The organism is Prosthecobacter vanneervenii (assembly GCF_014203095.1).
Taxonomy (GTDB): Bacteria; Verrucomicrobiota; Verrucomicrobiia; order Verrucomicrobiales; family Verrucomicrobiaceae; genus Prosthecobacter; species Prosthecobacter vanneervenii.
Window position 1 is genome coordinate 606,496 of sequence record NZ_JACHIG010000001.1, and the last position, 20,230, is coordinate 626,725.

Here is a 20,230-nt window from a genome sequence, read left to right on the forward strand (position 1 = left end):
AAAGGTGGCGTGAGGCAGGTGAAAGCAGCCACGACATCAAACCCATTCCACACGGATGAACTCGGGGGCGGGGCCTGTCCATTGCGCAGGCGCGGTGTCGGTTTCGCCGGGCAGTGTGTGCCGGGCGCAGAGACCGAGTTGATCGATCTGCGCCCAACTCTTGGGGAAAGATCCTTCGCGGGTGGTGAAATCCTTGAGATCAAGAGTCAGCGTCTGCACGGCCTCAGCGCCGGTGATCTCGCGTCTGCAGAGATAGGTTTTGCGCTGGCCGCGATAGCTGCGCCATTCGTTTTCCTCCAGCACGAAGGCCATGCGGTTTGTTTTCGGCATCTTGAGGGTGATGGCAAGCTTTGCGCCCTCGGGGGCGCGCCAGAGGGGATCGGTGATCTTGCGGGTCCACATCTGCTGATGGTTGGCATTACCCTGATTGAGCACATACCAGTCGCGCAGGCCGTGGGAGAAGTCGTCGATGAGGCGGCTGGGCTGCGCGGCGAGGGGCACCTGGGATTTTTGCAGTTCCTCCACACTGCGGGTGTGCAGCAGGGTGCTGATGCACACCTCTGTGACAGGCGTGCTGTAGCCGCCGAGCACGGAGAGCGACACAGGCTGCGGCAGGGTGAAATAGACATTGGCAAAGGCGTACAGGGAGGACTCGCGCGTGTGCAAAGGAAGCTCCGCCGTGAAGGCACCGCCCGGCTGGGGGCTGACCTCCGCGCTGCGCCAGAAGCGTGCGCGGGGATCGTCATCGGTGCTGAAAAATATCTCGCAGCGGGCCACGGGCCATGGATGTGCTGCGGGGCGCACGTGAAGGGCGGGAGCCGGGGAAAGAACGAGCTGGCTCTGCGGTGTCTCGGGCAGCGGAGGGCCGCCTTTGAGATGCTGGTCAAACCACAGCGGCATGGTGACGGCCACGGCCGGGGTGAGGCGGTGATTCAGGTGCGGGGCCCAGCTGTACTGCGTTGGCTGTGGGATGAGCGCATTGGTGCGGTAAACATCGTCCATCCAGCCGTGGAAATCATTGGTGCCGCTGCGGTGCAACACGGGGCAGTGAATGAGGGGAGCGTAGCTTTCAAAGCTGAGGGTTTTGCGAAAGACCTCCACGTCTCCCTTCACGGCATCCTGGGGGTTTGCCCTGGCTCCGCCAAAGACATGCGGCTGCCAGCGCCAGCCCTGGCCGCCGACGGCGGGGACGGCTGCCTTCACGCGCGTGTCCGTACCCGCCACATACATGGTGAGGTTTCCGCCCATGGAGTAGCCATGCACGCCGAGGCGGGCGGCATCCACGCCGGGCTGCTGCTCCAGGAAGGTGAGGCCACGGCGGCAGCCGAGTGCCAGAAGATACCAGTTGTTGTTTTTCGGGTGCTCGCGGTCTCCAAAGAACTGCTTGGGACCGGGAATCATGGAGGCGTAGCCCTGCACATTGAGCTGGCTGGGGTCCACGGCGCCCCAGTCGGTGTTGGGATCGCCGGGCTCTGCTTTTTCGCAGGTGTTGAAGGGCGGCTTTCCAGTGCCGCTGCCGCCCCAGTTGACGGAGAGCGCGGCGTATCCGCGGGAGACGAGCAGCTTTACCTCCGCAACGGAGCCGCGCTGGCCGCCGCCGTGGATGTGCATGACAGCGGGGATGCGCCCCTGGGCCTGCTGCGGAAAGCCATGCACGGCGGCCATGAAGGCCTTCCTCCCTTTGAAGGTGCCAATAAGGTAGCGCACATGGCGCAGTACAGCGCCGTCCTCCGTCCACTCGCGGATGACCTCGGTCTCCAGGGGATCTTTGCGCGGATCAAAGTCCGCCCAGAGTTCTGCGACGGACTGCGGGACAGTGGCATCTGCAGCACTTGCTGGTGCCAGCCAAACTGGAAATGCGGCGGCGGCGCTGGAAGCAAGAAAACGACGGCGGCTGGAGGTGGCGTCTGCGGTGTTCATGGTCGGAATAAGTGAGACTGCTGCGAAAAGAATGCGGACGCCCCGGAAACATTCCATGCACATAAGGACGTAATTTTGTATCTGATCCTGCACTCCAAATGCCTTTCGAAACAGTTCGCCACAAGCCGCCTCAGGTGCGCCACCACATCGAAGGTGTGCGCAGCGCCGACCTGCCGGCCTGTGGCCTGGAAGTGTTGATGCACCGTAAGATCAGCCTTAAACGCTGGACCCTCGCAGCGGCAGCGGACGCCTACTGGAGACTCTACCGGCCCCTCAGCGCTGGCGGAGTGATCTGCTTTGACGGCACAGAGCACCCCATGAAGCCGGGGCGTTTGTATCTGATCTCTCCGCACACGCGTTTCGACAGCCGCGCCGAACGCGCCTTCAGCAAGTGGTACATTCACTTCACGCTTCACAGCGCTAGGAACCAGCCCGCGCCTTTTGTTGCTGAGCTGAAAGCAGACACTCGTATGAAAGTTCTGCTTCAGGTGCTCTGCCCGGCCCAAAGCAAAACCGGCAGACGGCAGGCCGAACCCGGCCCCTGGCTGATGCTGGAGCTGCTAGCCCTGGCACTGGAGCAGGCGGCTCCACTGATGGAAAACCGCCCCAGCCACGACGTCCGCCTGGAGCATGTGCATGCCCGCATGCAGCGCGAGCTGGCAGAAAAGCTCACGCTTGCAGACCTCAGCCGCACCTCCGGTCTGAGCGTGCGCCACCTCAACAGCCTCTTTGTAGAACAGACCGGCCTGCCCCCCATGCGTTACCTGACCGAACTGCGGCTGAACCAGTGCCAGCTCCTGCTGCGGCAAACACAGCTTTCGATCGACGACATCGCGGAGCAATGCGGCTTCGCCAACCGCTTTTACCTGACCCGGATGATGAGCCGGCACCGACACACAACCCCGGGGGCTTTCAGGAGGCAGATTGCTGCCGGAAGATGACCTGCAAGCGCTGAAATCCAAAAAACAAGGGGCCGCCATGGGCCCCTTGCTGTGAATGGCTGGTATGCGAAGTGCTGAGGATCAGACCTCCACGCAATGCACCTTGCTGATGCCCTGGATCTTCTCCAGTTCTGCGATGACTTCCGCGCTCGGGGTGGAGTCGAGCGTGAGGAGGGTCAGGGCTTTGCCAGACTCCTTGTCGCGGCTGAGGCTCATATCGGCGATGTTCACCTGGTTCTTGCCCAGCGTGGTGCTGTAGGCGGAGATCATGCCGGGGCGGTCAATGTTCTCAATGAAGAGAAGCGTGCCCTGAGGACGGGCCTCGATGCGCTGGCCGTTCACACGCACGATGCGCGGCTCGCCTGCGAAGAAGGTGCCGGCAATGCTGGCAGACTCGCCGCCGTCGTTTTTGGCGACGACTTCGATGAGGTCGGTGAACTCGCTTGGTTCAGTGAGACGGCTTTCGGTGAAGCGGAGGCCGAGGTTTTCAGCGACGCCGTTGGCATTGATGTAGTTCACCTGCTCGGCACCCACGGCGCGCTCAAGGAAGCCCTTGAGAACAGCGCGGGAGATGAGGGTGGTGTCGCCACTGCCGACCTTGCCGCTGTAGTTGATGCGGACCACGTTGGCACGCGCCGGAGCAAACTGGGAGACGAGGCGGCCGAGGAGCTCGCCGAACTTGAGGAAGGGTCCGATCTCGGACAGCACCTTGGGGTCAACATTCGGCATGTTCACCGCATTGACCACGGTACCCTGCAGCAGGTGCGCCTTGATCACTTCAGCGATTTCGATACCGACGTTTTCCTGAGCTTCCTCCGTGGAGGCGCCGAGGTGAGGGGTGAAGACCGTATTCGGGGCGCTGAGGAGCGGGTAGTCGGCTGGAGGGGGTTCGACTTCAAAGACGTCCAGCGCAGCACCGGCGATGGTACCGTCCGTGAGGGCCTGGGCGAGGGCGGCGTCGTCGATGAGGCCACCGCGTGCGCAGTTGATGATGCGGCAGCTCTTCTTCAGCGAGGCTAGGCGCTTGGCATTGATCATGTGCTTCGTCTCAGGAGTCAGCGGCATGTGCATGGTGATGTAGTCGGCCTGCACGATGGCGGCGTCGAGGTCCTCGCAAAGTGTCACGCCGAGGCTTTCGGCGCGGTTCTTGGAAAGGTAGGGGTCATAGGCCACGACGTTCATGCCAAAGGCCTTGGCACGCTTGGCGAACTCCGCGCCGATGCGGCCCATGCCGAGCACGACGAGGGTCTTGCCGTAAACTTCGGTACCCTGGAAGCTCTTGCGGTCCCACTTGCCGCTGACGATGGTGGCGTGAGCCTGCGGGGTCTTGCGGGAAAGGGCCATCATCAGGGTGAAGGCCTGCTCTGCGGTGGAGATGGTGTTGCCGCCGGGGGTGTTCATCACCACCACGCCGCGCTTGGAGGCCACGGGCACGTCGATGTTGTCCACGCCGACACCGGCGCGGCCCACGACCTTGAGATTGGGGGCGGCTTCGAGCACCTTGGCGGTCACCTTGGCACCGCTGCGGACGATGATGGCGTGGGCGTTGCGGGAGGCCTCGATCATCGCGTCCTCGGCCTTGAGATTCATGTTCACCTCGACGGAAAAGGACGGCTCCGCTTTGAGCAGGTCGATACCCTTGCTCGAAATGGGGTCGTTGTTGCCGGCGATGAGGATGTTGAACTTGGACATGGGAAGGGGTTGGGGGAAAGGGCGCGCATCCTAGCAATCTTTGCTCATCACACAAGGAGCAATGCGTGCTGGACAGAATACGGGGGCTGCATGCATATAGGAGACATGTTTGCAGGAATCCCGTCTGCCCATGCCATGCTGGCCGTGACCGGCCCCATTTCCCCGGAAATCATCACCACCGTGGCCGCAGCCATCCTCCTGCCCCCGCTGATCCTCTGGGCGGTCATGCGCTCGAAGCTGAAAAGGCAGGCCACCGAAGCCTCCGCCGCGCTGGAGAAATTGCGCGCTGAATCCGACTCAGCACTGCAGACCGTGCAGGCCAAGGCAGCCGCCGATGCGGCTGAGCACGCCCGGGCCAGCGCCACCGCAGCCGCCAGCCTGGCGGACCTGCAGCAGCGCTTCAGCACCCACCGGGAGGTGGCGGAGCGCCGAGCCAACGACGCCTCTCAGCAGATCGCTCGCCTGGAGACTGAGCTGGCCGCGACACGAGAAATCGCCGCACAGCTGCCCCCCACACAGAGCCGCATCAAGGATCTGGAGACCGCCCTGGCCGCCGAGCAGGGTCGTGTGCTGGCCCAGGAACAGGCCATTGCCGCCACCAACGCCCGTGCAGCAGACTTTGAAAAACGGATGATCGACGCCCAGGAGACGACCCTGAAGCAAAAGTCTGAGCTGCAACAGACCCTGGTGGAGCTGAAGAAAATCCGCGACGAACAGGCCGCCTACGCCGCAGCCGGCGGCGCGGAGGCAGAGCTGGCGAAGGCCCGCGAGGCCACCCAGCAGGCCGAGGCCAAGGTGACCAACCTGCAACGCGCCCTCAAGGCCGCCGAGGCCCGTGTGGAGATGGTGCAGAAGGAATTCATGAACGCCATGGGCATGGCCTCCGCTCCGGCCGCAAGTGGCACCACTGGCGGAGTCAGCGACAAAAAGCTGCGCGAACTGGAGGAAAAACTCGCCCAAAACGAGGCCGAGGCCCGCAAGCGTGCCCGCGAAGACGGCTACAAAATCGCCGAACTGGAATACAGGCTCAGTGAAGCCCTGGATGCTGCCCGCGCTGCCCAGGCACCATCTGCCGCTCCCGCACCTGATCCGACTCCGGCCCCCGAGCCTGCCCCAGCTCCCGCTGTGGTGATGGCGCCCCCCGCAGTGGCCTCAGAAGCGCCGATCCCCGCCCCCGTCGCGGTCGAAGCGGTGGCAGAGGCTGTGGGTTCAGCACCCGTGAAGCTTGAGGAGCCCAGACCAGAGCCCGTGGCCACAGAGCAACCTAAAGGTGAGGAAGAGCCCCCTGCCCCGGCACAAGTGGTCGAGCCTGCTGCGCCTGCGTTTTCCCTTCCACCACCTGCGCCACCAGTTATTGAGCCCCCGGTCACCGTACCACCACCTGCGGCAGCTTTGGAAACCCCGCCGCCTGCTACCGGAGAAACCGCCGTCTGAGACGGCATTTTTACCGCCTGCGCTCTCCGGGCAATTTTTTGCCCGCCACCTCCGTTTAACTCGCCCGCATGAAACTCACTCTCGCCTTTTTCACACTGCTTTCTGTCTCTGCATTCTCCGCTCAGGACTGGTCCCGCTTCCGCGGCCCCAACGGCAGCGGCGTCGCAGAAACCACCGGCCTCCCAGCCGTGGTCGATGACAGCACCACGCTGTGGAAAGTGCCTGCAGGCAAAGGCTGGTCCTCCCCAGTGATCTGGCAGGACATGGTTATTCTCACCGCAGAAACCGCCCCCACCAAGCGTGCCGTGATCGCCTACTCGACGAAAGATGGCAAGGAGCTCTGGAAGCACGAGGAGGAATTCGTACCGCACCCGATCCACAAGACCTACAACACCTATGCCAGCAGCTCCGCCTTTGCGGATGCCGAGCGCATCTATATCAACTGGAGCAGCGGCACCAACATCCAGGCCCTGGCGCTGGATCACCAAGGCAAGCTTGTGTGGCGCAACGACCACGTAGCTGACTACATCCACGAGCATGGCACCGGCATCTCCCCCATTGTGGTGGACGGCCTCATGATCGTGCGCAGCGAGTTTGACTGGCAGCGCGACGGCAAGGTGTACACCGAAGACCCTGAGCAGCAGAAGTGGAAGAGCTGCATCGTGGCTTTGGATGCCAAGACCGGCAAGCAGTCCTGGAAGCTGGAAATCCCCAACTGCCTCAACACCTTCTCCACCCCGGTCGTGCATGAGCTGAAAGGCGGAAAAAAGGAAATCATCTGCGCGGACACCGGCAGCGGCGTCATGGGCATCGATCTCAAGACTGGCAAGATCAACTGGCAGCACAATCCAGGCTACAAACAGCGCAGCCTCGGCTCCGGTGTGCTGAGCGACGACTTCTACTTCTGCACCTTTGGCACCGGCGGCGGCGTGAAAGAGATCGCCGCCTTGGACCTGAAGGGCGGCAAGCCCCAGGCCGTGCCCTTCGACATCCCCAAAGGACTCCCCTATGTCCCCTCCCCCCTTGTCATTGGCGACAAGATGTACCTCCTGGGCGATGGCGGCATCATGCGCTGCGTGGAGTTCAAAACTGGCAAGGTCGTCTATGAAGAGCGTGTGGAAGGCACCCAGGGAAGCGCCAAGTTCTTCAGCAGCCCCGTGGCAGGCGATGGCAAAATCTTCTGCGCCAGCCAGCAGGGCGACCTCATCGTCATCAAGGCAGGCACCCAGTTTGAAAAACTCGCCGCCAGCAAGCTCGACGGCCCGGTCAATTCCGTGCCAGCCATCGGCGACAAGCGTCTCTTCGTCCGCACCGCCAATTCGCTGTATTGCATCGGTACCAAGGGCCAGCCGGTGCCTTGAGGACCCAAATTATGGGCGGGTAAAGGCGTTTTTTGCCCCATCATCGATCCGGCTCATGTCTACCATGAGGAAAATCTCCTTTGCCAAGACGGAGGGGGCGGCTATGTCTGCGGCCCCTAAATATGAGCAAAAAAAGTGATTTCGGACTGATCGGCCTCGCAGTGATGGGCCAGAACCTTGTTCTCAACGTGGAGAGCCGCGGCTTCCAGGTGAGCGTTTTCAACCGTACCACGAGCGTGGTGGATGAATTTGTGGCCAAGCACCCCGGCAAGGCTCTCGTGGGCTGCCATACCCTGGAGGAGTTCGTCCAGAGCTTGGCCACCCCGCGCAAGATTCACATCATGGTGAAATCCACCGCCGTGAAGGACACCGACCGCGATGCCGTGGACGCCGTGATCGAGCAACTGATCCCCCTGCTGGACAAGAACGACATCGTCATCGACGGCGGCAACAGCTTCTACCAGACCACCGAGCGCCGCGACGCCTACCTCACGGAAAAAGGCCTGCGCTTCATCGGTGCCGGCGTCTCCGGTGGTGAAGAAGGTGCCCGCAAAGGCCCCTCCATCATGCCCGGCGGTCCTGCCAGCACCTGGGAGGTGATGAAGCCCATCTTTGAATCCATCGCCGCCAAGGTGGATGGAGAGCCCTGCGTCATCCACATCGGCCCCGGCGGCGCCGGCCACTATGTGAAGATGATCCACAACGGCATCGAGTACGGCGACATGCAGCTCATCTGCGAAGCCTACAACATCTTCAAGAACGCCGGATTCACCACCGACGAGATGGCCGCCATCTTTAACGAGTGGAACGAAGGCGACCTGCTGAGCTACCTCATCCAGATCTCCGGCAAAGCCCTGGAGCAGAAGGACCCCGAGACCGGCAAGCCCATCGTGGAACTCATCGTGGACAAGGCCGGCCAGAAAGGCACCGGCCAGTGGACGCTGCTCAACGCCGCTGAAAACGCCGTCGTCATCAGCACCATCAACGCCGCCGTGGAGGCGCGCATTCTTTCCAGCCAGAAGAAGCAGCGCGTCGCCGCCAGCACCCAGCTCACTGGCCCGGCTGTGAACATCACCACAGACAAGAAGGAACTCGTGAAGAAGGTGCACGACGCACTCTATGCCTCCAAGATCATCTCCTACGCGCAGGGTCTGGACCTGATCAAGACCATGGGAGAGAAGAAGAACTGGGGCCTCGACCTCGGCCGCATTGCCGCCATCTGGCGCGGCGGCTGCATCATCCGTGCGAAGTTCCTCAACCGCATCACGGACGCCTACCGCACCAATTCCAATCTGGCCAACCTGATGCTCGACCCGTTCTTCAAGGACGTGCTGAGCAAGACCCAGCAGAACTGGCGCGAAGTGGTGGCCCTGGCCACACTGAACGGCATCCCCGTCCCCGCCTTCTCCGCCTCCCTCGGCTACTACGACAGCTACCGCGCCGCCCGCCTGCCCGCCAACCTGCTGCAGGCCCAGCGCGACTTCTTCGGCGCCCATACCTATGAGCGCACGGACAAGCCTGAAGGCCAGATGTTCCATACGGAGTGGCCTGAGGTGATCGGGTGATTTGGTGAAACCCCAGTTGCGGCGCAACTGGGCAACTTTGAAGGCGGTTGGGGCAACCCGGCCGTCTTTTTTGTGCACTGAAAAACGGAGCCTGTCTCTTTCGAGACAGGCTCCGCGCTGTTGCACTTGGTTATCCTTCAACAAGTCGCTTCAGCACCGACTCCGGCACCACTTCATATGAGGTGGGAACCATAGTGTAGCTGGCACGGCCGCGTGAGAGGCTGCGGATGGCGCCAGCGTAGCCGAACATCTCTAACAATGGCACTTCGGCGAGAATACCTGCCTCGTGGCCTCGGTGGTCGATGTTCATGACACGAGCGCGGCGGCGGTTCAGATCGCCCAGGATGTCTCCCTGGTGCTCTCCTGAAACGGTGCACTCCACCAGCATCACGGGCTCCAGCAAAACGGGAGCCGCGTGACGCACGGCTTCATGCAGCGCCACAGCAGCGGCCATGCGGAAGGCCTGATCGTTGGAGTCTTTCGCGTGGAGAGCTCCGTCAATGATGCGAACGCGCATGTCCACCAGGGGGCTGCCAGCCAGAGGTCCGGCCAGAGCCGCCTCGGTGATGCCACGACGCACCGCTCCCAGGAACTGGGAGGGGATGCTGCCGCCGATGATGGCGTCTTCGATGACGATGCCTGCGCCACGCTCAAGCGGCTGCACGGAGAGCTTCACCCGCGCATACATGCCTGAGCCGCCGTTTTGCTTTTTGAGCAAATGATCGGCCTCAGCCTCTTGCGTGATGGTTTCACGGCATGCGATCTCCGGTGCGCCAGCGATGGTTTCGACGCCATGCTCGCGCAGGAGTTTTTCGCGGATCACTTCAAGGTGGAGTTCGCCCATGCCGGAGATGAGGCACTGGCCTGTCTCCTCATGAGTGCGCACGCGGAAGGTGGGGTCCTCATCGGCCAGACGCGCAAGCGCGGTGGACAGACGGGACTGATCGGAGGACTTCGCAGGCTCGATGGCCATGCTGACGACGGGTTCTGGGAACACCGGGGGCTCCAGCATGAGAGCATGCCCCTCCAGGCACAGGGTGTCTCCTGTGCTGAAATCCCGCAGACCAGTGACGACGCAGATGTCGCCAGCCTGAACGCTTTCGAGTTCATCACGGCGGTCGGCAAAGACACGCAGGAGCCTGCCGCAGCGCTCGGTTTTGCCGAGGCGCGGATTGAGGAGTGGTACGCCCTTTTGGAGCGTTCCTGCATAAACACGCACATAGACGAGCCTGCCCGCCTGCGGATGACGCACGACCTTGAAGGCCAGCGCAGCCAGCGGCATTTCTGCCACTTCCGCACGCTGCACTTCTGAGGGTGCAGGCAGGAAGTCCACGATGGCATCCACCAGCGCGGAGACGCCGATGTGTTTGTAGGCACTGCCGCCGATTACAGGCACAAAGCGACATGCGATGGTCTGACGACGCACCGCTGCGCGCAGCACCTGCGCAGGCACAGGCTGGCCTTCGATCCACAAGGCAGCAATCTCATCATCCAGACTGGCGAGCGCTTCAATCAGCTCACGCCGGGCCGTTTCCAATGCAGAGCACCATTCGGCAGGAATGTCCTCCACAATGAATCCGGTGGGCGATTCTGCATTGGGACGCAGTGCACGTTCATCGATGATGTCGATCTGCCCACAGAGTCCAGATTCTGCGCCCCATGGCAGCAGCACTGGCCAGGCATTAGCGCCCAGCTTGCTACGCAGTTCGCCCACGACGCGGGCAAAGTCCGCCCCCTGACGGTCCATCTTGTTGATGAACGCCACACGGGGTACGCGATAGCGGTCCGTCTGTCGCCAGACGGTTTCACTTTGTGGCTGCACGCCACCGACTCCGCAGAAGACGGCGACAGCGCCGTCGAGCACGCGCAGGGAGCGCTCCACCTCGGCGGTGAAGTCCACATGGCCGGGGGTGTCGATGATATTGAGCCGGTGCGGCTGGCCTGAATGCAGGCGCGTGAGTCCTGATACTGGTTGCTGCGTCCACTCGCATGGAGCTGCAGCAGAGGAGATGGTGATGCCCTTCTCGCGCTCAATGTCGGAGAAGTCGGTGGCGGTGTTTCCCTCATGCACGTCTCCGCATGCATGGATGGCTCCTGCGTAAAAGAGGATGCGCTCGGTGAGCGTGGTTTTGCCAGCATCAATGTGGGCCGCGATGCCAATGTTGCGGATGCGGCCGGTGTCAGTCGTGTTGAGTTTCATAAGAGTCAGATGTTCAAAGCGGAACGGCTGCTCCCCGGGCGGATATGAAAAGGCCCTGATGCGACTGGCGGCATTCAGGGCTCCCGGGGATAGCAGCGATATCTGACTTTTGTCCTCTATGACATAGTCATCCCGAGCCCTGGCCGCAGCCGGGCTGAAGAAACTATTTTGAGAACACGCGGTGTCATAAGCGTGCCGTTATCATGCACCTGAATGCGATTTTGTCAATGTGAGCGCAGGACACGGAAGAATCATGCTTGCAGCACCTCGGCCCATTCCTGCAGGTGGCGCTCCCAGGTAAGGGAGCGGACGGTTTCGCAGGCAGCGGTGGAAAGGGATTGCCACTGGGTGCCATCGAAGGCCAGTGCTTCCTTGATGCGGGCGGCGAGTTCGCGCGGCTGCTGCGGATGGTAGAGCATGAGGCCGTTTTCCTCATTGCGCACGTGATCCACGGCCCCGTCCATCACTGAGATGATTCCAGGCAGACCGCATGCCATGCTTTGCAGCACGGTGTTTGAAAAGGCATCGTATTGCGTGGGATGCACATACCAGTCGGCAGATTGGTAGAGTTCCACGAGATTGCTCGTCACCGGCACAGAACGCACACGTGAAGCGATGCCGAGGCGCTGGATCTTTTCCTGGATGGCTGGGCCGGGCTTCTTGCCCACGATCCAGAGTGTGGCGTCGATCTGAGACATGGCCTCGATCAAAGGCTCCAGTCCGCGACGGCGGTGGCTTAGAGAGACAAAAAGCAGCACGGGCTTGGATGCATCTGTCTGCAGCTTCCTGCAGTTAAGCTCACGTACGACAGCACGGTTTTCGGCGGGCTTGAAGAGCTGCGTCTCCACGGGCGGGGAGAGCATGTGAAAGCGCTCGCCATCGGTACCGTACACGCCTTGAAGCTGAGCGGCAACGCGGGCGGAGCTGGTGACGTAGCGGCGCGTTTCATTCCCAGTGTAGAGTTTGCGCTCCAAATGCAGTTCATACAGATGACGCAGGCTGTAGCGCTGCCAAAGGGGGAGCAGGTTTCCGTAGATGCGATGGCAGCCGGTGCCATTGCGGTGGATGTCCTGCGCGCAGGTGCGCCCAAAACCGATGCTGATGTCCACACCGGCTGATCGTGCCGCGCGAGGAGCAATGCGGTTGAAATGCCACATGCGGAGCACAGCCGAACCACGTAAACGCGGCTGAAGCTCCCAATTTCCAGGAAGTGACGCGCCGATCTCAGGCGTGGTCAAAGATGTGACATAGGTCAGCTGATGCCCTGCTGCGTGCATGCGGCGGGCGAAGTCGATGAGGTAATTCTCCACACCGGAGCCACGGATGATCTGCGGATGGATGAGGGCGATTTTCATCTTATTGCTGCGTCCTGCGCTCTGCTTCGCTCTCGTACATGCGGCTGTAGCGGTCAAAGGTGAAGAAGGCGGTGGCGGCGGCGATCCAGAGGCCGGGGAAGCCATCGAGGAAGCCGCGCTTGAGGAGGTAGGCGCGGGTGAAACGCCACCAAGGACGGAAGAGCGTATGCAGCAAGGACCAGCGTTTTCCCTTACTTTGCTGCGTTTGAAGGAACACGTTGGAATATTGAACGTGCTTCACCAGGTAGTGCTGGATGTTTTTGAAGGAGTAGTGGAGCAGGTCCCCTTTCAGCGTGGTGCAAGGTCCGTCCACATCCAGCCGCTCGTGCACCTGGCCGCCGCCATCTGCGGCCCAACGGCTTTTGGTGCGGCGAAAGAGGCGGATTTTGCGATCCGGATACCAGTCGCCGTGGTGAATCCAGCGGCCCATGAACCAAACGAGGCGGGACATCCATGCGCCATCAAAGCGGTTTTCATCGCCGGAAATGAAGAAGTTTTGTATCGAATTCCGCAATTCCGGGGTGAGTTCCTCGTCGCAGTCCAATCCGAGGATCCAGGGCTGGGTGCAAAGGCTGAGGCAAAGGTTTTTCTGGGCGGTGTAGCCGAGCCAGTCCTGATGGACGAAACGAGCGCCGAACTCCGCGGCGATCTCGGCGGTGCGGTCCGTGGAGCCGGAGTCCACGATCACGATCTCCTCCGCGAGATCCTGGATGCTGGCGAGGCAGCGGCGCAGGTTGGCCTCTTCATTGAGGGAGATGATGGAGATCGAGAGAGGCAGTCGGGACATGCGGAATAGGTGGGGCGATTCTGGCGAATCTGAGCGCTGGTGCCAAGCGCGAATCAAACGACTGCGAGAGAGACCGCTGCATTGTGCCCACCCATACCGGAGGCCAGCTTGAGGAGGCGATCGCCCGAGTGCAGGGGCAGAGGTGACTCATTGAGAGGCAGGCCGCAGGTGGGAGGAGTGAGGCCGGGGAGCGTGGCGGGCAGGTGGCGCTGGCCCATGCTGGCGGCGAGAAGCGCCACATCCAGCAGGCCGCTGGCACCGAGGGTGTGGCCGGTCTGGGGTTTCAGTGGAAGGAGCGGGACGGCACGGCCCTCCAGAGCGCGAAGCAGCGCGGGGGGCTCCACGCGGGCATGGTTGAGAGTGCCAGTTGCATGAGGGCAAAGTGCGACGACGCGGGCGGGATCACCCGCATGGAGTACCGCATTCACGCATTCGGAGATGCCGCCGCCGTCTGCGGGGATCATGAGGGTGTCGTAGGCATCGCTATTGGCACTGTAGTGCTCCAGCTTGCAGAGCTTGGGCCTGCCGCTGTTTCCGCGCTCGAGGGTCACAGCGACGGCGGCCTCTCCGGGGAGGAAACCGCTGGTCGTGTGAGGGCCCTCGGTGGCAAAGGGGTTGTTGATGCCATTGGTGGATAGGAGGCCGGTGTCTTGGAAATCGCGCAGGAGTGCGGGGATGAGAGGGAGGTCCACGGCCACCACGATGGCGCGTGGAGCTGCGCCAGAGAGGACGGCCATCCAGGCAAGGCCGAGGGCATCGAGGCCGGAGGAGCAGCCATTGGAGATCATCTGCCAGGGGCCGCGCACGCCGAGCTCGATGCTCACGGCGGCGGGTATTTCACTATGCATGGTATTGCTGGCACTGAATTTGCGGAGAGGTCTGCGCCATGAGTTCACCCCCAGAGACTCCCCGACATTGCCACGGCTGCTGGCACCAAAGATCCACGACTCGCGGGTCTGGGCTGCGGACCAACCCGCACGCTGCACGGCCAGCGCCGCGACTTTATGAGCTGCATTGCCAGCCGCGCCATAACGACGGCCTTTCACCAGGGATCGGTCAGGGAAAGACCCTATAGACAAAGATGCAAATTCCCCACCCAAAACATCAGCATTCATGACCAGTCCGCTGCGCTGCTGATGCAGCGCAGTGACGCACTCCTCCACACACATGCCTAGCGCACAAGCCGTCTCCACGGCTGTGATGAACACAGATTCCATTATGAACAGATACAGCGCTAAAACCGCCCCCGTGCAACCTCGCTCCTCAACCGTGTTACATCGCGCTCACAAAAAATAAGCAAGCCAAAGATTGACACTCAAGTTAATAGCCAGCTATATTTTAATCCTCATGTTAAGGCAAATCATTGGACAATCCGAAGGGCACAAGGACGACAGACGCTCCGAGATTCCCGCACCGGCTCCCGCAGTCGAGCGCGCTCCCATTCTCTCCGCCGCACCTGCTCCTGCTGCACAACCCCAACGCTCACACTCAGCTCCCGTCATGACCACCAGCAAAAACGTACTCGCCAACGACGTCGAAATCAAAGGTTCCATCAAGTTCTCCCACGACCTTATCATCGACGGCAAAATCGAGGGCGAAGTCATCTCCGACGGCAGTCTGACCGTGGGTGAAAACGCGCTGATCAAGGGCGAGGTGAAGACCCGCTCTGTCATCATTTTCGGCAAAGTCGAAGGCAACATCACCGTCGCTGAGCGCTGCGAGCTCAAGAGCAACGCAATCCTCGTGGGTGACATCGCCGCCGGCACACTTGCCATCGAAGAAGGAGCAACCTTCATGGGCCAGTCCCAGGTCGGCAAGAAGGCAGACTCCAAGCCTGCCCTTGGTGCTCCCAAACTGTAACCTTAACTGTCCTACCTGAGTGTTCGGACGGCTCTTCGGCAAGAAGACCAGCAGCATCCTACCCACACCACCCAAGAATCAAATCGAAGTGGTGTGCCCCTCTTGTGGCGCGGCTCAGTATGAGCCGCGCCTCGTTGTTTCTACCTTTTGTAAAAAGTGTGGAGTTCATCTAACTGTGGAGAAGCGCCGGGTGGTGGCCAGCGACGTCACGCGTTCTGGAATGGGGATGAGTGGAGCCTGGGCCGAGACGGATGCTCCGGCCTCTGCGCCAGCAACCAAGGCTGCCGAACCGCCCAAACCTGAGGTGGCGGCACCCAGCCCGCAGGCCACAGCCGCCCCTACTCGTGCCCCTGAGCCTGCCCCGTCTGCTACCGATGGCTTTGGTGCATTCCTGCAGAGCAAGAATCTGCCGCCGCCACCTGAAGATGCGGCACCCGCCCCCGCTACGGTCGAACCAGTTCCGACAACTGCCTCGGTGGTAGAAGCCGCACCCGCCGCTCCTGCTCCTGAGGAAGCGGTGAGCAGCGAGCCTGCCACAGGCAGCATGCGCAGACCGCAGTCCAATTCCCCGCCCCCCACGCCGTCTCCGGCTCCGCAAACGGCCTCCTCTCTGCAGAAGATGAAGGAGCAGGGCATGTACCGAAACCAGTATTTCAAGGATGCCGAGTGCTTTGACTGCGGACACAAATTTAAGACCGGGCGCTCGGCCAAGTCTGCCAACTGTCCTGCCTGCGGCTCTTACATCTCGCTGGAAGACGTGGAGATCAACATGACCTCCACCCAGCCGGTGAAGACGCGTGGCAATGTGCTGATCCGCAAACGTGGCCGGCTTTCCGCCAGCAGCGTTCAGTGCCGTGACCTGGAATGCCACGGCATCATTGAGGCGAATGTGACCTGCACGGGAGACGCGTCTTTCCGCAGCACGGGCAGCATCATCGGAGAGATCCGCTGCTGCCGCTTTGTGGTGGAGAAAGGAGCAGATGTGGCCTTCCTGAACCCCGTGCACGCCACGGAGGTGGAGATCCAGGCACGTGTGACAGGCACGATTTACAGCACCGGACCAGTGCTGATCACGAGCAATGGCTCGGTGAATGGTGATGTGACGGCGCGCTCTGTTTCCATCGAGCCTGGTGGTGAGCTGAACGGTGCGATGAACATCGTGCGTGCCAAACAACTGCCGCCTACGATCACTCCTGCCCCGGTAAGCTAAGAGAGGACGCAGCATGAAAAAGGCGCGCGTCATGAATTTCGTGGCTGCGGCTTTCGCGACGGCGATGATTGTGCTGTGCGCTCATGGGTTGAAGATGGCGTTTAACGAGCTGAGTCCGACCACGACGGCGGCTGCGTCTTCCTCGAAGGCTTCGAGCCTGATGTCGAAGCCGCCAGCTCAAAAAGCTGATGCAGCCAGCCCGAGAGGAGATTCTCTGGTGAAGAAAGCCGAAGCCTGGATCCGACCCGCCATGCAGATCATCACTCACCAAGCCATGCCCCTGCCCTACCCTGAGCCACCCGCCGCCGAAAAGTGGCAGAGCATGCCTACGGCGGAGCGGCTGAGTGATGTGAGAAAGCGACTGCTGCCACGGCTGAATGAAGAGCTGGCCGCCAAGGAGTGTCGTCTGGGGCAGCCGGTGTTTGTGCGCATCTTTAAAGAGAGCCGGGAATTGGAGCTATGGATGCAGGGGGACAAGGCGGAGTGGCGGCTGTTTCGGACGTACCCGATTGCGTGTTTTTCAGGCACGCTGGGGCCGAAGACACGGGAGGGAGACATGCAGGCGCCGGAGGGTTTTTACAGCGTGGCGCAGAAGCAGCTGAATCCGGCGAGCCGGTATCACCTGGCGTTTAATGTGGGGTATCCGAACGCGTATGATCTGGCGCATGGGCGGACAGGGAGCCTGATCATGGTGCATGGGGACGTGTGCAGCATCGGGTGCTTTGCGATGACGGACCGGGTTATCGAGGAGATTTATCTAGTGGTGGAGGCGGCGGTGCAGAGTGGCGAGAGTGTGCCGGTGCATGTGTTTCCGTTTCGGATGACGAAGGAGCGGATGGCGCAGGCGGAAGCGGAGCATGTGGAGTTTTGGAGAGAGCTTGTGCCAGTGTATGAGGTGTTTGAGAAGGAACACCGCGTGCCGCAGGTCATCGTTGAGGGTGGGAAGTATGGGGTGAAGGATTTATGATTTACGATTTATGATTTATGATTTCCGGAAGTGTCCGAGAGGCTTTGATGGTTGAGTCTTGGAGAAGGGAGGATTTTAGGGTTTACGATTGAGGATTTATGATTTGAGATGGGAACCTTATGACTTCCCATGAGCTTAAGGAAAGGACGATGGACTTTGCTGTTCGGGTACTGAAGATGGTGGATGCGCTTCCGAAGACGACTACCGGGAGAACGGTAGGCGGACAAATCGCGAGAAGTGGCACCTCGGTGGCGGCAAACTACAGGGCGGCGTTGCGGGCAAAGTCTGATGCCGATTTCATCAACAAGATCACTATCGTCTTGGAGGAGGCGGATGAATCTGGATTTTGGATCGAACTGGCCGAACGCGCTGAACTTCTTCCACCTAAACGCCTCAAAGGCCTCCTGCAAGAATCCGAAGAACTCACTAAAATTTTCAATGCCACTCGCAGCACCACGAAACGTCGAGCCAGACAAAATCGTAAATCATAAGTCGTAAATTACCAATCACCCCACCACCACCTTTTCCTACTTTCATGCGTGCCCTCACACTGACCGCTGCCAGGACTTTTGAATGGACGACGCTGCCGGAGGCGGTGGAGCCGGGGCCGGGGGAGGTGCTGGTGGGGATTCGGGCGATTGGGATCTGTGGGACGGATTTCAGCGGGTATCTGGGGAAGATGCCGTTCATTGAGTTTCCACGCATCCTGGGGCATGAGCTGGGGGTGGAGGTGCTGGCGGTGGGCGATGGGGTGACGCACTTGAAAGCGGGTGACCGATGCTCGGTGGAGCCCTATCTGAACTGCGGGACGTGCCATGCCTGCAAACGCGGCTGCACGAACTGCTGTGAGACGCTGCAGGTGCTGGGGGTGCATTGCGATGGCGGGATGCGGGAGCGGATGGTGCTGCCGGCACACAAGCTGCATGTGTGCAACGCGCTGGGCTTTGAACAACTGGCGCTGGTGGAGACGCTGGCGATCGGCTGCCATGCGGTGAACCGGGCGCAGGTGGCGGCGGGTGATGAGGTCTTGATTATTGGCGCGGGACCCATCGGGCTGACGGTGCTGGAGTTTGCGCGGGCGGCGGGTGCGGTGATTACCGTTTTGGAGCTAAATGCGGCGCGGCGTGAGTTTGTGGCGAAACACTATGCGGGCGTGCGGGTGACGGAGTCGCTGGCTGATGAAGGGGCGTTTCAGGTGGTGTTTGATGCGACGGGGCATGCGGGGTCGATGGCGGGGGCGCTGAGGTATGCGCGATTTACCGGGAGGATCGTGTATGTGGGGATCACGAAGGAGCCGGTGGGGATTGATGATCCGCTGTTTCACCGGAGAGAGCTGACGCTGCTGGCGAGCCGGAATGCGGTGGCCTCCGATTTTCCGAGAATCCTGGGGATGATTCAAAGCGGGCAGATTGATACGAGGCCGTGGATGAGCCACCGGTGCGTGTTTGGGGAGCTGCCGGGTAAGATGGAGGAGTGGCTGAAGCCGGAGGCGAGGGTGATTAAGGCCGTCGTAAGCCTCGAACAATGACGAATGAGTAAGCCCGAATGACTAAATAAGGCCGAATGCCAAATGACGAAACAAGGCATTCGACAGAGCGACCTTTGTCCTTTGAAGCTGGTCATTATTTCGACATTCGGATTTACTCATTCGTCATTTGCACGAAGAGCTTTAACTTCGGCTCATTCCTGTTTAACAACCCTTCCCCTTCCCTCCAACCATGCCTGCTCTTACTGTCCAGCCTCGTGCGCGTCTTTTTCATGGTCACCTTTGGGTCTATGCCACTGAAATCCAGAAACGCTTTGGGGATCCGAAGCCGGGGGATGTGGTGCATCTGCAGGATGTGAGGGGGAAGCCGCTGGGGAGCGCGATCTATAATCCGCAGTCGCAGATCTCGGCGCGGCTGTTTTCGTATCGGCGGCAGGATTTGGACCTGGACTTTTTTACGCGGCGGATTCAGCGGGCGGTGAAGGTGCGTGAGGAGTCGGGGGTGGACCTGAAGCTGTGCCGCCTGGTGTGGAGCGAGTCGGACGGGCTGCCGGGGGTGATCGTGGATCGCTACGGGGACTTTCTGGTGCTGCAGACGCTGACGCTGGCGATGGATCAACGGAAGGAGCTGATCGTGCAGGCGCTGAATGACGTGCTGAAGCCGCGCGGGATCGTGGAGCGCAATGAGGTGGCGGTGCGCAAGGCGGAGGGAATGGAGCTGGTCAAAGGCGTGATCAGCGGGGAGACGCCGGAACCGTTTGTAGTGCGGTATCAGGGCAGCGCGTTTCATGCGGACCTCATCGAGGGGCAGAAGACGGGGCTATATCTGGACCAGCTGGACAACTATCAGCAGGTGTCGCGGCTGGCGAAGGGTCGGCGGGTGCTGGACTGTTTTTCGAATCAGGGCGGCTTTGCGCAGGCCTGCGCGCTGGCGGGTGCGAGCGAGGTGACGGCGGTGGACATCAGCGAACCGGCGACGGAGGTGGCGAAGAAGAATGCGGTGATCGCGGGCGCGAAGATCGAGTGCATCGCGGAGAATTGCTTTGATTTCCTGAAGCGTAGCGAGGCGGCGGGGGCGAAGTATGATCTGATCATCCTGGACCCACCGTCGTTCACCAAGACGAAGAGTTCGGTGCGCGATGCGCTGCGTGGGTACAAGGAGATCCACCTGCGGGCGATGAAGATGCTGGAGCCGGGCGGGATCTTTGCGACGTTTACGTGCTCGCATCATGTGAGCGCGAGCGAGTTTCACAGCAGCATCACGGATGCGGCGGTGGATGCGAAGAAGACGCTGAGGCGAGTGACGACGTATACGCAAAGGCCGGATCATCCGATCCTGGCGACGATTCCGGAGACGGAGTATTTGCGAGGGTATGCGTATGAGGTGGTGGCGGCGTGGTGAGGGAACCCAGCAGACAACAGTTTTTTATAAACACACAAAAGGCGCTAAAA

The 20,230-nt window shown here is 61.1% G+C and carries 16 protein-coding genes; 10 read left to right on the forward strand and 6 right to left on the reverse strand.

All coding sequences use genetic code 11. The features are described 5' to 3' along the window. Positions 1-36 precede the first annotated feature (36 nt). Complete coding sequence (locus HNQ65_RS02220) at positions 37-1,920, reverse strand: alpha/beta hydrolase family protein (protein WP_184337840.1); 1,884 nt, start codon at positions 1,918-1,920, stop codon at positions 37-39. A gap of 98 nt (positions 1,921-2,018) precedes the next feature. Between HNQ65_RS02220 and HNQ65_RS02225 the strand changes: the two genes are divergently transcribed. Further along, positions 2,019-2,861 (forward strand): helix-turn-helix domain-containing protein, encoded by an 843-nt coding sequence (locus HNQ65_RS02225; RefSeq protein ID WP_184337841.1) that lies wholly within the window; start codon positions 2,019-2,021, stop codon positions 2,859-2,861. Between the two features lie 81 nt (positions 2,862-2,942). On the opposite strand, the gene serA is transcribed toward HNQ65_RS02225, so the two are convergent. Then, on the reverse strand, positions 2,943-4,553 hold the full coding sequence (serA, locus tag HNQ65_RS02230; RefSeq protein WP_184337842.1) for a phosphoglycerate dehydrogenase: 1,611 nt from the start codon (positions 4,551-4,553) through the stop codon (positions 2,943-2,945). A 105-nt stretch (positions 4,554-4,658) separates the two neighbouring features. Between serA and HNQ65_RS02235 the strand changes: the two genes are divergently transcribed. The 3 genes from HNQ65_RS02235 (at position 4,659) to gnd (ending at position 8,913) form a co-directional block, all read left to right on the forward strand. Next, complete coding sequence (locus HNQ65_RS02235) at positions 4,659-5,987, forward strand: coiled-coil domain-containing protein (RefSeq protein ID WP_221306016.1); 1,329 nt, start codon at positions 4,659-4,661, stop codon at positions 5,985-5,987. Between the two features lie 68 nt (positions 5,988-6,055). After that, entirely contained in the window at positions 6,056-7,348 is a 1,293-nt protein-coding gene (locus tag HNQ65_RS02240; protein WP_184337844.1) for an outer membrane protein assembly factor BamB family protein, read from the forward strand. Positions 7,349-7,470: 122 nt separating this feature from the next. Continuing rightward, positions 7,471-8,913, forward strand: a complete 1,443-nt coding sequence (gene gnd / locus HNQ65_RS02245; RefSeq protein ID WP_184337845.1) for a decarboxylating NADP(+)-dependent phosphogluconate dehydrogenase — start codon at positions 7,471-7,473, stop codon at positions 8,911-8,913. Positions 8,914-9,043: 130 nt separating this feature from the next. Here the strand turns inward: gnd and fusA are convergent, their stop codons facing one another. The 4 genes from fusA to HNQ65_RS02265 all read right to left on the reverse strand — a co-directional run bounded on the left by fusA (position 9,044) and on the right by HNQ65_RS02265 (position 14,472). Next, positions 9,044-11,113 (reverse strand): elongation factor G, encoded by a 2,070-nt coding sequence (fusA, locus tag HNQ65_RS02250; protein ID WP_184337846.1) that lies wholly within the window; start codon positions 11,111-11,113, stop codon positions 9,044-9,046. A gap of 251 nt (positions 11,114-11,364) precedes the next feature. After that, complete coding sequence (locus HNQ65_RS02255; protein ID WP_184337847.1) at positions 11,365-12,468, reverse strand: glycosyltransferase family 4 protein; 1,104 nt, start codon at positions 12,466-12,468, stop codon at positions 11,365-11,367. A 1-nt stretch (position 12,469) separates the two neighbouring features. Continuing rightward, the gene (locus HNQ65_RS02260; RefSeq protein ID WP_184337848.1) at positions 12,470-13,255 is read right to left on the reverse strand and encodes a glycosyltransferase family 2 protein; all 786 of its coding nucleotides are present in this window, start codon (positions 13,253-13,255) and stop codon (positions 12,470-12,472) included. A 53-nt stretch (positions 13,256-13,308) separates the two neighbouring features. Beyond that, positions 13,309-14,472 (reverse strand): beta-ketoacyl synthase N-terminal-like domain-containing protein, encoded by a 1,164-nt coding sequence (locus HNQ65_RS02265; RefSeq protein WP_184337849.1) that lies wholly within the window; start codon positions 14,470-14,472, stop codon positions 13,309-13,311. Positions 14,473-14,755: 283 nt separating this feature from the next. Between HNQ65_RS02265 and HNQ65_RS02270 the strand changes: the two genes are divergently transcribed. From HNQ65_RS02270 to HNQ65_RS02295, 6 genes are all read left to right on the forward strand, one after another. Continuing rightward, a complete protein-coding gene (locus tag HNQ65_RS02270; protein ID WP_184337850.1) occupies positions 14,756-15,115 on the forward strand; it encodes a bactofilin family protein in 360 nt (119 codons plus the stop codon). Positions 15,116-15,290: 175 nt separating this feature from the next. Beyond that, the gene (locus tag HNQ65_RS26935) at positions 15,291-16,325 is read left to right on the forward strand and encodes a polymer-forming cytoskeletal protein (protein WP_184337851.1); all 1,035 of its coding nucleotides are present in this window, start codon (positions 15,291-15,293) and stop codon (positions 16,323-16,325) included. A gap of 13 nt (positions 16,326-16,338) precedes the next feature. Then, entirely contained in the window at positions 16,339-17,292 is a 954-nt protein-coding gene (locus tag HNQ65_RS02280; protein ID WP_246437511.1) for a L,D-transpeptidase family protein, read from the forward strand. A 119-nt stretch (positions 17,293-17,411) separates the two neighbouring features. Beyond that, positions 17,412-17,783, forward strand: coding sequence for a four helix bundle protein (locus HNQ65_RS02285; protein ID WP_184337852.1), 372 nt, complete (start codon positions 17,412-17,414; stop codon positions 17,781-17,783). A gap of 44 nt (positions 17,784-17,827) precedes the next feature. After that, positions 17,828-18,820, forward strand: coding sequence for a zinc-binding alcohol dehydrogenase family protein (locus tag HNQ65_RS02290; RefSeq protein WP_184337853.1), 993 nt, complete (start codon positions 17,828-17,830; stop codon positions 18,818-18,820). A gap of 190 nt (positions 18,821-19,010) precedes the next feature. Then, positions 19,011-20,180: a class I SAM-dependent rRNA methyltransferase gene (locus tag HNQ65_RS02295; RefSeq protein WP_184337854.1), complete on the forward strand. Its 1,170-nt coding sequence runs from the start codon at positions 19,011-19,013 to the stop codon at positions 20,178-20,180. Positions 20,181-20,230: the final 50 nt, after the last annotated feature.